The organism is Methylosinus sp. RM1, from assembly GCF_011378635.1.
GTDB lineage: Bacteria > Pseudomonadota > Alphaproteobacteria > Rhizobiales > Beijerinckiaceae > Methylosinus > Methylosinus sporium.
The window spans coordinates 92,540-107,864 of record NZ_WOVC01000001.1 but is presented as its reverse complement, the minus strand read 5'-3'; the positions used below and the strand labels follow the sequence as shown (position 1 = coordinate 107,864).

The window sequence follows — 15,325 nt, the reverse complement described above, 5'->3', positions numbered from 1 at the left end:
ACACCGCTCACGAACGCCGCCGCACGCGCCTTCTGCCGAGGCCAAAAAGAACCAATATCGCGTGCAGCAGGCGGATGAATTTCTCGGCCGGGTCACGCGTCTCTCGGCGCCCCGCCGAACGTCTCTCCCAGCCGATTCTGCCCTTGCTCTCCGACTTCGATCCGATTTTCGAGCGGGAAGCGCTCGTCTTCGACATCCCCAATTCGATCGGCGGATGCGTTTCGTCGTAGCGGATGCGACGCTCCGGCGTTTTGAGATTGTCCCAGGCCTGCGTGACTTTGGCGACGGACGACGCCCGATCGGCGTCACGCTCGACATCGGGATGATAAACGCGCAGCAGCAACGCCATATTGCGCCTCAGCTCGACCATCGACGCCGAACGATCGACGCCGAGGATGCGGTAGCTGTCCGACTCCGCATCGAACAGGACCTGCTCGATGAAGAACAGCGCCGCCGCATGGACGGCCTCGCGCGATCTCTCGCTCGCTCGCGCCGCCTCGTCCTCCGCCTCGGCGTCTCTCGCAGCGACCCGCAGCAGAAACGCCACGCGAGCCGGCAATGGACGAGATTTCGCGATACGCACGCGAGACGGCGCATACAAAAGATCGAGCGCCACTCGCACAGCGGAAAGCTCCGTCGTCATGCGCTCTTTCGTTCCTCCGCAAGCTCGGCGTGACGCTCGGAGCCGGATATTCGCGAAGGCTGGTCGTTCTCGCCATATCCATATCCGTATCCATAACCATATCCGTATCCCGCATTTTTGGAGTCGTGCCGCGTCAGCACGCCGCCGATCACATTCGCGCGCGCGGATCGCAACCGCTTCAGCGAATCGCGTAGCTGCGCCTTGCGCGTCCCGCCCGAACGTATGACGAAGGCCGTCGCCGCTGCGCCATTCGCCAGCAATTGCGCATCCGCGAGCCCCAGCACCGGCGGACCATCGACGACAATGAAATCGAATACTTCGGCGCCCACCGACAACAGCGTCATGAAACGCGAGCTCGCCAACAAATCCGCCGGGCTCGGCGGGATCGGACCAGACGACATGAAGACGAGATTGTCGGTCGCGGTGTTCTGCATCGCATTGGGCGGCGAACATGCTCCCGTCAAATAATTGCTCAACCCCATCCCATTGTCGAGACCGAGCTTCAGATGCAGAGACGGACGCCGCATATCGGCGTCGATGATGAGAACCTTCAGCCCCAAAGCGGCGAAATGCCGAGCGATCGCCAGCGCCGTCGTCGACTTGCCCTCCGACATGGCGGAGCTGGTGACCAGCAAGCTCTTCGGAAGTCCGCTCTCCGTCGCAAAATGCAGAGAGGTGCACAGCGAGCGATAGGCTTCGTTCACGCCCGAACGAAGCTCCGCCAGCTCACGTTCGATGCCATCCCCTTCGACCAGCGGGATCAAGCCCAGGGTCACGAGCCCGGTCACGCTCTCGAGCTCCTCCGCCGAGCCGATCGTATCGTCGAAGCGCTCCAGCACGAACACAGCGGCTCCCGCCGCGAGCGCGCCCAGAAGCAAGGACAAAATGAGATTGCGCGTCATCAGCGGCGATGACGGGCTTCCCGGCAGCGCGGCGGTCTCCACCACGAACACATTGTTCGCGCCCGCTCCGCTGGCCACATCCACCTCCTTATAGCGCTGCAGCAGGTTCTCGTACAGCGAGCGATTGGTGTCGACCTCGCGCTTCAGAATATTGTAGCGAATGCTTCGCTTTTGCAGATCGAGCACCTCTCCGCGGAGCGCCTCGATCCGTTCCTTCATCTCTGACTCCTGGCTGAGCGAAGCCTCGTAAGCGCCTTTCAGCGCGTCTTTGATCGCCTTGACCTCCATGCCGATCTGATGGTCGATTTCCTTGATCTTATTGTTGATCTGGACCATCCCAGGATAGCTCGGCCGGAACGTCTCCAGCTTCTCCTGATACTCGGTGACCAATGAATTGCGCTTGTCTCGCAATCCTTCGATCACCTTGTTGGACAAGAACTGGGGCAGATTGATCGCCTGCACCTGCTCCACCTGCCTATACAATTGCTCGTTCCTGATCCGCTCCGCCACCAGCGCGCCGAGCGCCACATTTCCCGCCGCGAGATTATTGTCGGCGATCGACGATTTCTCATTTGTCGTGATGATCTGCTCTTTCGCGCCGAAATCGACCAGCGCCTTCTCGGAATCCTGCAGACGGCTCTGCAATTGCTTGATCTGATCCTCGAGAAACGATTTTGCGTAGGCGTTGACCTGAAAGCGCTTGTCGAGGTTCAAATCGATGAAAGCCTGCGCGAATCCCGCGGCGATCTTCTGCGCCCTCGCCGGATTGGAATCCGTGTAGGAGATATCCACCAGCCGAGACCCGCTCAGCGGCTTGATCGTTCGGTTCGAAAGCACGACGCCGGCCGCCGCTCGCTCTTTCGCGCCCTTGTCCGCCGAATTTCCCGGACGAGAACCAAAGGACAACAATCTGCGGATGGCCCCGAAAGCGCCGTCCCCGCCCTGGTTCAGAAATCCCGCGTCTTCCCCGAGCGACAGATTCGACGCGGCGCGCTCGGCGACGGCCATTCCTTGCAAGAGCTCGTATTGCGTTCGCAAGAACTCCAGATCGAAGCTATCGACCGGGGCGATGTTGCCGCTTTCGACGACTTTCGCGACATTGCGATCGATCTGCACTCTCGTCGTCGACGTGTAGAGCGGCGTCATCATCAAGGTCCGCAAAAGCCCTATGGCGCCGAAAGCCGCGACGATCGCCAGCACTCTCCACTTGTGCTTTCGCAGAATGCGCCAGATTTCGTGGAAGCTCGCGGAGTCGGAGCCAAAGACCGAACGAGCCGAATATCCGCCCGAGTCCGCCTCGCCATAAGGCGCGGGCGCGGCCGAGCTCTTGGGCACGAGCTTTCCGGCTTCTTCTATGCTCATCGCTTTGTCGTTCATGCCGTCCGACTCCGAAATTCGAGACGAAAAAAGCAAGCCCGCGCTACCAGGCGGTGGGACGAAACGCGGCGAGCGCAGGGGTCACCTTCAAGAAGGACGAAAGCACGACCTTGGTCGCCGATGTCGGCACGACGACCACGTCTCCATTCTGCACAGCCGGATCATCGGCTCTTCCTTCCCGAATATCGTCGAGACTGAAAGAGGCGGCCATGCGCTGCCCGTCATGGGTGCGAAACACCATCACATTTTCCGACGCCGTATCGCGATCGAGCCCTTCCGCCATAGCGATCAGCTGAATGAGAGAATTCTTGCCCCGAAGCGGGTAGATCCCCGGCCTCTTGACCGCGCCCTCGATCGTCACGCGCTGACTGTTGAACTCGCGGACATAGACGGACACTTGAGGCGATCTCAGATAGGTCGCCCCGAGCCGCGCGGAAAGATCACGCTCTAGCTCTTGCGCCGTTTTTCCGGACGCCGGCACCTCGCCGAGGAGCGGCAAATTCACGGTTCCCGTGTCGGCGACCTGCACATTGCGCGTGAGCTCCGGCACCTTGAACACCACCACTTCGAGCACATCCTGCGCGCCGATCTTATACGCCGTATTGCCGGGCGTCGCGGCGGCGATGAAAGATCCGACCGAGCTCGCCAATTGCTTCGTTTCCTCTGGCGCCGGCTCGCTCGCGGCGCCGCTGGAAAGCGCTATCGCGCCGCGCGCGTCGTCATTGAAAGATTGCTCGCACCCGGCCAATGACATCGCGCCAGCCGCCAGCATCGCCATCCTGATAAGCGTCGACTTTATTCGCATTACCGCCACCGTATTGTTTCCTCGAGCGCAAGGACGTCTCGTCGCGTCTGAAGCCACCGCAGCCTCCCGGTCCCGGCGCCGGCATATGCGACGGCGGCAAATTCTCGAGGATTCCCAGAGGCCGCGTGAGCACCATGTCGATGGCCGCCTCGTCGCCGAGACGCTTTGCGACCGCGTCGCGCCCCTGTCCGAGATTGGGCCGCCGCCGCCCGATCCCATGCGCGTCCGATGCGAGAATGTGAACGCGCCCCTCGTCGAGCATTCGCTCCGCCCAATAGCGCGGACCACGGCCGAAAGCGCCGATGAGCGACCCGGCAGTGATCTGCATCCACACCCCGCCGTGAAACAATTGCTCGATCGCGGCGGAATGCGTGTCGATCCAGGACAGCCGCTCCGGATGAGTGAGGATGGGCACATAGCCGGCGAGGAGAACGTTGAAAAAAAAATCGACGAGCCTGAGAGGCGCGACGTGATGCGGCGGCTCCACCAGCACGTAGCGCGTGTCGGCCAAAGACAGAATGCGCCCGGACCGCAGCCCCTCGGCGAGATCGGGCGCCAAATGAACGTCCGCGCCCGTGATCAGCCGCAGCGGAATGTCGTTTTCATCCAGACGCCGCTGGAGCTCTCTGGTAGCGGCGCGTATCTGCGGACCGGTATTGTGATAGAGGCCGGGAAGAATGTGCGGCGTGCAAGCCTGCACCTCCACCCCGTCCGCCACGGCCATGCGCGCCATAGCGAGCGATATCCGAAGATCCGCCGCGCCGTCGTCGATGCCGGGAAGCATGTGACTGTGAAGATCGATCATCGTCGTATCGACACCAAAATGAAAAATGAACGAAGCAGCGCATCGGCGCCGGACGCTGCCGATCAATGTCGACATTTTTGCATTCTTCCGAACGCCTCGTCTCGCGCAAAACGACCGGATCACATATTTTTTTGTGCATCGACATCGGTATTTTTGTGACATGTCTCCATAATGCTCGGTGAAAGCGCGTACGTATATTTGCGCGAATTGCGAAGATGCGCTTCCAAACCGCGAGAAACGCCACAGGCCTTTTCGATGGACCGCGCCGAACGCCATTTACTGCATTTCGCGGCCTTGTTAGACTCGCCCCATTGTCGATCCTGCTCGCTCATTCATTTACGAGGTCGTTCTTGTTCGCTCTCACGGCATTCACCGTCATTGCGAGCTTTCTGCTCGGGGGCGGAACGAGAAGCGGCATGGTCTCCGACGCCATTCTCGAGCTGCTCGCCCTTCCGCTGCTCTTATGCGGCCTATGGCGCTGGCGCGACATTCCCACCAATCGTCGGCCCCGCTCGATCTTCTTCCTCTGCGCCGCCTCGGCCCTCTTGCTTTCGATGCAGCTGCTGCCGCTCCCGCCCGCACTGTGGACCATGTTGCCGCACAGACAGCCGATCATCGAGTCGATCCAATCGATCCAACGCGATCTTCCCTGGATGCCGATGAGCGTCGATCCGCTTCTCACGCTCGCGAGCCTCCTTACGATGATTGCGCCATTGAGCGTATTTATCGCGGCGTCCTGTCTCGAAGGCGAGCAGCGTCGACATCTCGCCCTTCTGATTCTGCCCATGAGCGCGGTCAGCGTGTTCCTCGGTCTCCTACAAGTGGCGCAGGGCGAGGACAGTCCACTTCGCTTCTTCAACTACACAAATCCAACGGAAGCGGTCGGCTTCTTCGCGAACCGAAACCACTTCTCCGCCTTTCTCTATTGCGCGATCCTCTTCGCCTCGGCCTGGCTTGCCGAGACCGTCTCGAAAGGCGCGCCCGCCGCTTCCAAACATCGCTTGGAAATGACATCCTTCGTCGCCGCGATCGCCGCCGCCACATTGATCGTCATTCTTCTCTCGGGGCAGGCAATGGCGCGATCGCGCGCCGGCATCGCCCTCACTCTGCTCGCGCTGAGCGGCGCGATCGCCATCGCTTACGCAAAGCGGCGAGATATACAGGCGAATGGATCGAGCAATCGTCTGCTTCTCGGGGCGATCACAGTCGGCGCAATCCTCCCCGCCCCTTTCGCTCTCTATCGTGTTCTCGATCGCTTCGACGCCGGCATGTTCGACGAGACGCGTTGGGCGATCGCAATTCGCGCGATGGATGCAGCGCGAACATTTTTTCCCTTCGGCGCCGGCATCGGCACATTCGTTCCCGTCTATGCGGGATTCGAACGTCCAGAGGACGCTGTCGTCAACGCCTATGTCAACCACGCGCATAATGATCTTTTGGAGCTATTTCTCGAGAGTGGCGTCATCGGCGTCGGCGTCGCCGCCGCATTTATCGGCTGGTGGGCGCGGAGCAGCTGGCGCATTTGGCGCGGCCCCTCGGCCTCGCGGCTGGCGCTCGAAGAGCCATATGCCCGCGCCGCGACCCTTGCCGTCGCGCTTCTCCTGCTGCATTCCTTAGTGGATTATCCGCTCCGCACCGCAACGATGACGACGATATTCGCGCTGGCCTGCGCCTTGATGATCGATCCGCCATTGGTCGCGGCCAATAGACAGCGCGATCACTCCGACGATGGCCCCAGCCGACGCAAATCGGCGAAGGCGCCGCCGACGCGGCCAATATCTATCGCAACGCCGAACGCAGAAGCGCCGCGGCCGCGCGCGAGCGCCGCGCCCGTGATCGATTGGCCGACGGAACCAAAAGGCGCCCGGCGGCAGACTTCTGTTCGGGAGAAGGCCGAATGACCGACTGGCGCGCCGAGATGAAGCAAATTCCCTTTTTCGCCGAAGCGAACGCCGCTCTGAAAGCGGCGTTGACCGAACAAGAGGCGGCGAGGACCTATCGCCGCTACGTCGTAGAAGCTCGCAAGCGCGGCGTCCGGCCTCTGCATGGGGCCGAACGAGTCACCGCATTGCGTCTTCGCCTTCACGAGCGCGCATCGCGGCTCGGCTGGCCGAAGCCGAAGGGAGGACTGCACATTTTTCTTGGCTACGCCTCTTGGAATTGGGAAGCCGTGCTGCCGGAAGCATTGTCGCCCCTCGGCGAAGTCGCCTCATTCGAATGGCGCAGCCATGGCTTCGCCGAAGAACGCTCCGATTGGCTCGACCACAGAGACGACATGAACGCGATGATGCTCGCTTCGTTTCGCACGGCGAATCGACGTCGCCCCGTGGATGTCGTGGTAGGATATTTCTCCGGGCTGACTGTGTCGCCTGAAACGATCCGCGAAATGACCGCTACGGGCGCCATCGTCTGCAACTTCTGCTTCGACGACAAGTTGCACTTTCCAGGCGCGATCATCGGCGGACGCTATTCGACCACAGCGGCGATAGCCGAGGCTGTCGACCTCAATCTCACCAGCGATCCCGAAGCGATTTCCAGATACGCCGTCCACGGAGGACTGGCCATGTTTCATCCCGAGGCGGCGTCGCCACGCTTACACTTTCCGCACGACATTCCTTTCGTGCACGACGTCTCCTTCATCGGCGCGCGCTATGGATGGCGGCCTCGCTTCATCGAACGACTGAAAGCGCTCGGAATCGATGTCGCCTGTTATGGCCAAGGCTGGCCGAACGGCGCGGTGACGAATGAGGCGATGGCCGAGATCTATTCGAAAAGCCGGATCAATCTCGGCTTTGGCGGCATCGGCCATTCGCGTAAGCTCGTCAATCTCAAAGGGCGCGATTTCGAGACGCCGATGAGCGGCGGACTCTATCTCACGCAACACAATCCCGAGCTGGCGCTCGTTTACGACATCGGCCGTGAAATCCTGACCTATAGGAATGAGGCGGATTGCGCGAAGATCATCCGCGCCCTCCTCGCCGATCCCGAACATGCAGCGGCGATCCGAGCGCGCGGCCACCAGCGCGCGCTACGGGACCATACATATGAAGCGCGCTGGACCAATGCGCTGAAAGCGCTCGGCGCTCTCGCCTGATCGCCGTTGAGCCGCAGGGTTTTGCACATCCGAGTTTTGATGGAGCCACATCACGTTCGCAGGATCGAAACGGCGCTTCGAGCCTCGGCGCGCCGACAAAGGTCACGACTTCGGCTGAGCCGATCGAGCGTACACATCGCCCCAATCGGCCGCATCGGCCTCGCTCAACATCTGGCGCATGACCTCGGCTTCCACCCAATCCGCATATTTCAACGCCAATGACTCTCCTTGCGAGAAATTGAATCGATAAGGCCCCAGCCGAGCTATGCGGTCGATGCATTCGCTCGCCTGCTCGAGGCACTCCGGCGTGAATTCGAACGACAATGCCGGAACAGGCGCCGACAGCCCTTTCAGGACCTCCACCTCGAATCCTTCGACATCGATTTTGACGAAGCTCGGTTCGCCGTATTTTACGCGCGCATGATCCATCGTGACGATATTGATTCGGGTCCGAACGTCCCAATCCTTGTCGCCGAATCGACCGCTTTTTTTCACAGCGTCGATCCACGCGGTCGAGAGAGACGAAATCGTGCTCGAATCGCTAATGAACATTTCGGCGGAGCCCGGCGCCGCGCCCAGCGCGTCGCGGACGATCGTCACATTCTCATGTTCGGCGAAGCCGGCCTCGAGCACAGAAATGCAATAAGGCTGCGGCTCGAAGGCGATCACCTCGGCGCCGAGATGGGCGAATATCTTCGCTCGATTGCCGATATTGGCTCCGACATCGAAAACGATATCGCCCGGCGCCACGAAATCCGCATAGAAGCCCGCGAGACGCTCGTCCGCGCTCGTCCATTCTCGTAGCTGGCCCCGATCTCGACGGAACCGCCTTTCGGCGATCAAACGGTCGAGGACGATCCGCGCCGGCCCGGATCTCCGCGCGAGCTTGATGACCTGTCGCAACATTTGGGCCCCTCCATTTCGCTGCGAAGGACAACCATCCGCTGTCCATTCCGATGGACCGATAGCGCCGGCATGTCCCGATGACTTCGAACGGCGCAACGCACGACGAGCAGCGAGAGACCCTCGCCACACAGCTCCGCGCTTCATGTCGCCAATTGCGGCCTGTGCGCGCGCTTGATCGAGCGGAGCAGTCCGAGCGTCGGTCGCTCCACCAATGCGTAGAACGCCGTCGAGACGGCCAGCACGACGCAAATATAGACCAGCGTGACGCAAGCCAAAGCTATCGATGACGTATATCCGAAATATACGAATCCCGCGGCTTGAACGGATCCGAGCAGCGGAAAATGCACCAAATAAAGCGAGAAGCTGATTTTCCCCAGAAATGCCCCCAACCTTCCGCTGAGAATATTCTGCATCGTCGGCGATGTCAGAGCGCCGAACAGCAGCAACATCGCGCCGAGCGGGTATATGAGACCCGTGACATGCATTCCATCGGCGAAGTGGACTAGCGGGAAATAAATCGAGCTCAGGCTCGGCGCAGAGAGCGGTTTGCCGCCGAGAAAGATCCCGAGCGCGATGGCCGCGACGACGAGCTGTCTCGGTGGCCTTCGCTTCACGACGCCGAGATCGTACATTGCGGCGCCGGCGACGAAGCAGAGATAATTTTGTGGCTCCAGCCTCGCCACAACGCATAGCGCGGCAATCGCGACATAGGCCATGAGCCGCGTGGAGGCGGCCGACGCCGACTTGAAGATGATATATATTCCTATCGATCCGATGAGTTCCCGTTGCATCGTCCATAATACGGGCACCAGAATCGATCCGCCGGTAAGGTAATACGTACCGAGAGCCTCGGCGAGCGCGTGGGACCAGCTTATGTTCGGATCGGAATATTGCCTCTCGATCCACGGGTGACCGACGATCTCGGAAGCTTTCGCCATATACATGGCGTCGAGCTTGAAGAGCATATAGGTCAGCAATATCGCAGCAGCGCAGGGAAACGATAGACGAACGATACGCGCTGCGCATTGCGAGAGGAGCGGCGTCCTGGCGCCATCGCTCGAGCCGGCGATGACATAGGCGCTCAGAACGAAAAATAGGTGAACATGGAACGCGCCATTTATGACGAAGAAACCCGGCGTGACAGAAAATACCGTCCACCACCATGCGTCTTCGTCGGCCCTGCCGCCGAAATATACCGAAGGCGCGAAGCCGGCAACCACATGAGACAAGACCACGAACAGCGCCGCTACGCCGCGCATTCCGTCGAGGCTCACATTTCGCGGCAAGGCTCCCGCGACGCGGCACATGGACCTCGTTAAAAGGGCTTCGCCTTGCATCTCAGAAAAACTCGACTCGTTCGTGGCGACGCCGTTCGACCCGATCGCCGCGTGAGGGAACCATCGATCGCTCATCGATCGCTTCGAGCATGAGCGTCTCGAGCCTCGCTGTCATCATGTCCCACGAAAATGCGTCGACCTCGATCGAGACAGAGCGCCGAGGGGCGCCAGCCCATGATTTCCATGCGTCGTCGAGCGCCGCAGCGACATCGATCGAGTCCGCGCAGAGACACAGCGAGCCGCCGACCATCCGGGCGAGCGCGACAGATTCCTCATGCTCGCCTGGATAGGCGACGACAGGACGCCGACAGGCGAGGAGCTCGAGAAGCTTGTGATGAAATGTCGTTTTGTCCCAGAGATAGCAGTTCAGCGCCGCTTCCTGGCAAAAGCGGCCGAGGTCGGTCAAAGACAGATATTTCTGGATGTCGATCGCGCAAGTGAGGCGCGCGTCGCGCACCGCCGCCGTCACTTCATCTGCGGATCCTCCTGCATAGCAGAACATGATTTTCGCTCGCTCGTCGTTCGGTCGCCGCTCGATCCACTGCTGCAAGTCGGAGAGAAGACGCGGCAAGTCGGGCGAACCTCTGGTGCCACCCACCAGAGTGATACGAAATTTTTCGGTTCCGCCGCGGTCGCCTGAGGCGATCATTTCCGGCGCGACGCCGCTATAAATCGTCGCGATCGGGCGTCGATGCCAGCGCACCGCCGATCGCGCGTGATAGTCGGCGTTGCTGGTCACGCGAGAGGCGTCGCGAAATCGCCACGCTACGATCCGACGCAGCCCGCATGGAACAAAAGCTTCCCAATTGTCTTTCAGGTCCATGATCCACGGCGCATCGGCCAAACGGGCGATCGATCGCGCGGCGATCAGATTGCTGGTATCGCCGAAGGTGGACCACACGATGTCCGGGCGAAAGCCTTCGATCAGTGGCCGCCATACCGGACGCGACGCCGCCACCCTCGCGGCCGCGGTTCCATTTCCGAAAACCAGCGCTGTCGCCGTCGTCGCTTTGCGTATGACCGCGCCAGCTCGACGTCCCTTACGCGGCGTCGCGCCATCGATAGGCATAGGATGGGTCACGAGCATCGGCTCGCTCCAATCACGCCTTTGAAGCAGCTCCTTCTCGAAATGTCGCCAATTCGCGCTCTGGTCGCGGTCGAAGACCGGAGTCAGCAAAACGACCTTATGGCCGCGATGCGCGAGGCCGGCTGCGAAGCGCGCCGCTCGAACAGCGCCTATATGAGAAGCGTCGGGATGCTGACTGTTCACCAGGAGCGCTTTCATGAAGCGACCTTTTCCAAGGCGGCGGTCCGATGCGTCGCCTCGGCCACAAAATGGCGCTTCCAGGATTCGATCATGAATGGTTGCCAAGCCGTCCATCCGAGCGCCCAGTCGCCTCTGTCGATTCTGTCGAGCAGACTGTTCCACCATGACGCCGTCCAATAGGGCGACTCGCGAAAGCTCGACGACGACAATGTGTCGCGGACGATCGCTCGCATTCGCGCAGATTTGAACCAGAGCTCCTGCGGAGGCAGAAAGCCCCGCTTGGCCCAACGCGTTCTGATCGGCTCGGGCAGAATTCCACGCATACTCTCGCGAAGCAGGCGCTTCGTTTGAATTTCGCCCATCAACAAATGGGGAGGAAGAGAAAGCGCGAGATCTGCGAGACGATGATCGCAGAAAGGAAGCCTCACTTCGCGCGAATGCGCCATTGAATTGCGGTCTCCGTAACGAAGCAGCGTCGTGAGAAAGCGGCCAAAACTATCTTCCGCGAGCGCGCTGGACAAAGGATTGAAGCCAGCGAGCCTCTCACGCTCCGAGAGCTTCAGCGATTGCGCCGCGACATCCGGGGAGAGCCCATAGAGAATGCTAGAACCGGTTCCGGTTCGGTTCGCAAACGCATGTCGCCACGAAAATGGCAGGCTGTCGCGCAATCGGCGCAGCGGCTTATCGCGCGCGGACGGATATCGCTCGTCAATTCGAATGATTTCGTCATCCAATCGTACGTGATCGCCGATCTCCGTGAGACTCTCGACATAAAGCGAGTAATAGCTCGGATATCCGCCGAGAAGCTCATCCGATCCTTGTCCGTCGAGCAGAACGGTTACGCCATGTTGCGCGGCGAGCTCGAACACGCACCATTGCGCGAACTGACTCGATGTGCCGACCGGCAGCTCGTTCAGCCACATGAAGCGAGGAAGTTCGGCGATGAAGCGTTCGCATGTCGGCTCGACAATGTGGTTGCCGACGCCCGTCTTGGCGATGACCTCGTCCGCAAAGCGCTTTTCGTCCGCGTAGGTCCCGGGAAACACGCCGGTGAACGTCTCATACGGCGCATCGTCTCCGAGCAAACGCCGCGCAATGCAGACAATGGCGCTCGAGTCGAGGCCGCCCGAGAGGCACGAGCCTACCGTCACGTCGCTCCGCAAACGCAGACGAACAGAATCGATGAGAAGCTCACGGAATTCCGCAAACGCGTCTTCCTCCTTTCCATTCCACCGGGATGGATCGAAGCGAGGTTCGTAGTAGCGCCAAATCCGGTGCGTGAAGTCACGGCAGTCGATCTCCAGCGCCTCGCCGGGCCTGAGCTGCTGGATATCATCGAATGTCGTCTGCCGGTCGGCGTCGAGCCCTGTGCTCGGATTATATCCCGCGCGAATGAGACGGAATTCGTCATATCGCGCGCTCACCTCCGCCTGAGCGAGCAGCGCCTTATATTCAGATGCAAAGGCGAAAAACGACGGCTTCGAGCAGAACAGAAAAGGCTTTTCGCCATATCTATCTCGTGCGCAGAAGAGCCGCTTGCGGAAGCGATCATAGATCGCGAACGCGAACATTCCATTGAAGCGCGACACGCAATCATTCCCCGACTGCTTGTACGCCTCCAGAATGACCTCGCTATCCGAATCGGTTCGGAACCGCGCGCCCGAGCGGACGAGCTCGGCGCGCAGTTCGAGATAATTATAGATTTCGCCATTGAAAGTAAGAATATAGCGCCCGGAGACATCCGCCATCGGTTGCGTCGCCGCCTGCGAAAGATCGATAATCGCGAGCCGACGATGGCCGAGCGTCACCCTCGGACCATCTAAAATCGCTTCCTGCCACTGATCGTGACCATCCGGGCCTCGATGGCCCATCAAATCGAGCATTCGCGACATATCCTCGCGATCATGGCCGCCTCGGCGAATAATTCCCGCAATTCCGCACATTTGGCGCAATGTCCTTTCGGAAGTCGAACGAACGGAAACGAGCGGTCCCGGCGCCGCGGTCCAAAGCCGCAAAGGCGCTACTGCTTGCGATAGACATGGGTCCATTCACGCCACCATTGTGGCAGACCTTCCGCGCGCGAGAAGGCGCAGAGCTGTGCGGTCTCCTCTATGTTGGGCCGCCACCCCTGGCGCAGGAAAAGCCCATGCCAGAATTCTTTGGGCCGACAATTGATATGGTCGGTGCCAGATTCCGAAGGCGGCGCCGCGCTGAAGACGATCACATCCTCGGCGTGCCTGCAAACGGACTCAACCAAGGTCTCGCTGGCGTTCGACGGTATATGCTCGGCCACTTCTATGCACATCGTAAGAGAAAATCTGCGATTCAACCGCAATGGCCGGCGAAGGTCGAACTGAAACGCTGTAGCCGGGCTGGGCACTCGACGAATTCCCTCGATGCTGCCTTCACATCCGACTGCGAGGCAGCCAGCATCTGCAAAATGGCGAAGATAGCTGCCCTTCCCACAACCGATGTCGAGCACGGAACGCGGTGCGTAGGTTCGAATGAGATAATGAACGACATGGCGAGCCGTTTCCTCCGTCTTGTCGAACGCGCCGCCATCATAGAAGGCCCCATCGTAGATCGCATCCGGCGACATGCCGAAGCGCTGCGATCTCACGAAGGTCTTGAATCGATATGCGGCGGAGCGAATCTTACGTAGGAGAACCGGCGCGGTCGTCTCGCTGCTGACGGACATGACTTTCTGCTCCTTGGTAAGTCGAATCGAGCTCGTATCGAAACATCGGACGATCGCGTTCACGCTCCTTGACGACACGTCGTATCCGCAGCGCCATCAGCATGTCCGCATGTCACTCGAAGCGACCCAGATGTGAACGACGACGCAAGTCGCGAAGGTCGAAAAGAGCGTCGCCGCGGCAAATCCGGAGACGCCATATCGCGGCACGACGACCCAGTACACGACGATCTGCATAGCGCCCTGAACGATGGTCTGCATCAATACTTCGAACATCCGCCCTTGACTGACGAACAGATTCTGGAGCACCACGATGTAGACCCCCGGCAATGATGTCGTGACGACGAGCGTAAACGGCAATTGTCCGCTCTGGAACTCATCGCCATAAGCCGCCAAGAGGTGGCTTGCCGCCGACAGAACGACCGCGACGACCGCGCCCGCCGCGAGCAAATTGGCGGCGATGTTGAGACGGTGAATTCGTCTGGTGGCGGCAGTGTCGCCACTGGCGAGCAATCGGCTCATCATCGGCACGGCCACCGAGGCGAGGATCGTGGTCGCGAACACGACGGCGCTACGCCATTGCACGCCGACCGTAACGAACGCTAAATCACGAAAACCGGTCGCCCCCTGTTTCACCATCAGCAATCCGTACCATTGGGAGAGCCCCGACACCAAGCTGATGAGAAGAGACGGAATGCTGAACTCGACGATAACCGGCGCCGCCGCTATAATCTCGGACATGCGCGTGCGCAGCCCGAGACGGCGGGTCGCCGCTTCCTTCAGAGAGAATAGCAACAAAGTGCGCGCCATGCTCGCGACGGCGATCGCAGTTATGACCGACGTCAAATCGCCGGCGCGCCCCATTATCAAAAGCAGCACAAATCCCAAAAGCGATGTCACGACGCGCGCGATCGACAAGCGCGCGAACTCCTCGAAACCCTGCAAAATCGCTTCCTGCACGCCCCCCGCGACAGCGAACAACGCTATGAGCGCGCCAGCGACGATGACTTGGCCTCCAAAGGGACTGTCGAGGAGCCAATGCGCTATCGCCTCCGGCGCGAAGAGAATAGCGACGAGCCCGATCACGCTCAGCGATAAAGTGACGAATTCGCATAGGCGCATGACGGCTGCGGCCCGATGTGGCCTAGAGGTCAGATAACGTGAAATCTGCACTGTCGCAGTGAGTCCGAGCTGCAGCCCAGTGACCATGCTAACGAGAGCGATGGTCGTAAAGAGCAAACCATATTTTCCGAATGCATCGATGCCGAGCAGCCGCGCGACATAATAGGCCTGAACCAGACCGACGAGACGTTCGATCGCGGCAGCCCCGCCGGTCCACGCGACTCCCCGGAAAAGAGCTCGAACCGAATGGTCGGACCAAATCCGCTCGATTACCGCCAAGCGATTCGATCTCGCCGCGACGAAGCTCGACGATAGCGACGGATTTGCATTGCCGGACTCCAAATTAGACATTCCGATCACCGTCGCTCCGGG

Annotated in this window: 13 protein-coding genes; 2 read left to right on the top strand and 11 right to left on the bottom strand. The window is 60.3% G+C overall.

Annotated features, from left to right (window positions below; genetic code table 11):
* Window positions 1-7: 7 nt before the first annotated feature.
* From FMZ75_RS00460 to FMZ75_RS00440, 5 genes are all read right to left on the bottom strand, one after another.
* Window positions 8-643: a DnaJ domain-containing protein gene (locus FMZ75_RS00460; RefSeq protein ID WP_142861915.1), complete on the bottom strand. Its 636-nt coding sequence runs from the start codon at window positions 641-643 to the stop codon at window positions 8-10.
* The gene (locus FMZ75_RS00455) at window positions 640-2,922 is read right to left on the bottom strand and encodes a polysaccharide biosynthesis tyrosine autokinase (protein ID WP_166140911.1); all 2,283 of its coding nucleotides are present in this window, start codon (window positions 2,920-2,922) and stop codon (window positions 640-642) included. Before FMZ75_RS00455 ends, FMZ75_RS00460 begins: the two co-directional genes overlap by 4 nt.
* Before the next feature lie 43 nt (window positions 2,923-2,965).
* Entirely contained in the window at window positions 2,966-3,571 is a 606-nt protein-coding gene (locus FMZ75_RS00450) for a polysaccharide biosynthesis/export family protein (RefSeq protein ID WP_244594583.1), read from the bottom strand.
* A gap of 70 nt (window positions 3,572-3,641) precedes the next feature.
* Window positions 3,642-4,532, bottom strand: coding sequence for a tyrosine-protein phosphatase (locus FMZ75_RS00445; protein ID WP_108916089.1), 891 nt, complete (start codon window positions 4,530-4,532; stop codon window positions 3,642-3,644).
* Window positions 4,533-4,651: 119 nt separating this feature from the next.
* Window positions 4,652-4,864, bottom strand: a complete 213-nt coding sequence (locus FMZ75_RS00440; protein WP_166140910.1) for a hypothetical protein — start codon at window positions 4,862-4,864, stop codon at window positions 4,652-4,654.
* Between the two features lie 18 nt (window positions 4,865-4,882).
* Here FMZ75_RS00440 and FMZ75_RS00435 point away from each other — a divergent pair, with 18 nt between their 5' ends.
* Both FMZ75_RS00435 and FMZ75_RS00430 read left to right on the top strand, forming a co-directional pair.
* Window positions 4,883-6,433, top strand: coding sequence for an O-antigen ligase (locus FMZ75_RS00435; RefSeq protein WP_166140909.1), 1,551 nt, complete (start codon window positions 4,883-4,885; stop codon window positions 6,431-6,433).
* Window positions 6,430-7,626, top strand: coding sequence for a glycosyltransferase (locus tag FMZ75_RS00430; protein ID WP_166140908.1), 1,197 nt, complete (start codon window positions 6,430-6,432; stop codon window positions 7,624-7,626). The genes FMZ75_RS00435 and FMZ75_RS00430 overlap by 4 nt, the downstream gene beginning before the upstream one ends.
* A 102-nt stretch (window positions 7,627-7,728) precedes the next feature.
* Here the strand turns inward: FMZ75_RS00430 and FMZ75_RS00425 are convergent, their stop codons facing one another.
* The 6 genes from FMZ75_RS00425 to FMZ75_RS00400 form a co-directional block, all read right to left on the bottom strand.
* Window positions 7,729-8,532, bottom strand: a complete 804-nt coding sequence (locus FMZ75_RS00425; protein ID WP_166140907.1) for an FkbM family methyltransferase — start codon at window positions 8,530-8,532, stop codon at window positions 7,729-7,731.
* 140 nt (window positions 8,533-8,672) lie between these two features.
* Window positions 8,673-9,839 (bottom strand): acyltransferase, encoded by a 1,167-nt coding sequence (locus tag FMZ75_RS00420; RefSeq protein ID WP_166140906.1) that lies wholly within the window; start codon window positions 9,837-9,839, stop codon window positions 8,673-8,675.
* A gap of 31 nt (window positions 9,840-9,870) precedes the next feature.
* Window positions 9,871-11,154, bottom strand: a complete 1,284-nt coding sequence (locus FMZ75_RS00415) for a glycosyltransferase family 4 protein (protein WP_166140905.1) — start codon at window positions 11,152-11,154, stop codon at window positions 9,871-9,873.
* Window positions 11,151-13,079: an asparagine synthase (glutamine-hydrolyzing) gene (gene asnB, locus FMZ75_RS00410; protein ID WP_166140904.1), complete on the bottom strand. Its 1,929-nt coding sequence runs from the start codon at window positions 13,077-13,079 to the stop codon at window positions 11,151-11,153. The genes FMZ75_RS00415 and asnB overlap by 4 nt, the downstream gene beginning before the upstream one ends.
* 77 nt (window positions 13,080-13,156) lie before the next feature.
* Window positions 13,157-13,897, bottom strand: coding sequence for a methyltransferase domain-containing protein (locus FMZ75_RS00405; protein ID WP_166140903.1), 741 nt, complete (start codon window positions 13,895-13,897; stop codon window positions 13,157-13,159).
* 33 nt (window positions 13,898-13,930) lie between these two features.
* The gene (locus FMZ75_RS00400) at window positions 13,931-15,304 is read right to left on the bottom strand and encodes an oligosaccharide flippase family protein (protein WP_246728693.1); all 1,374 of its coding nucleotides are present in this window, start codon (window positions 15,302-15,304) and stop codon (window positions 13,931-13,933) included.
* Between the last annotated feature and the right edge of the window lie 21 nt (window positions 15,305-15,325).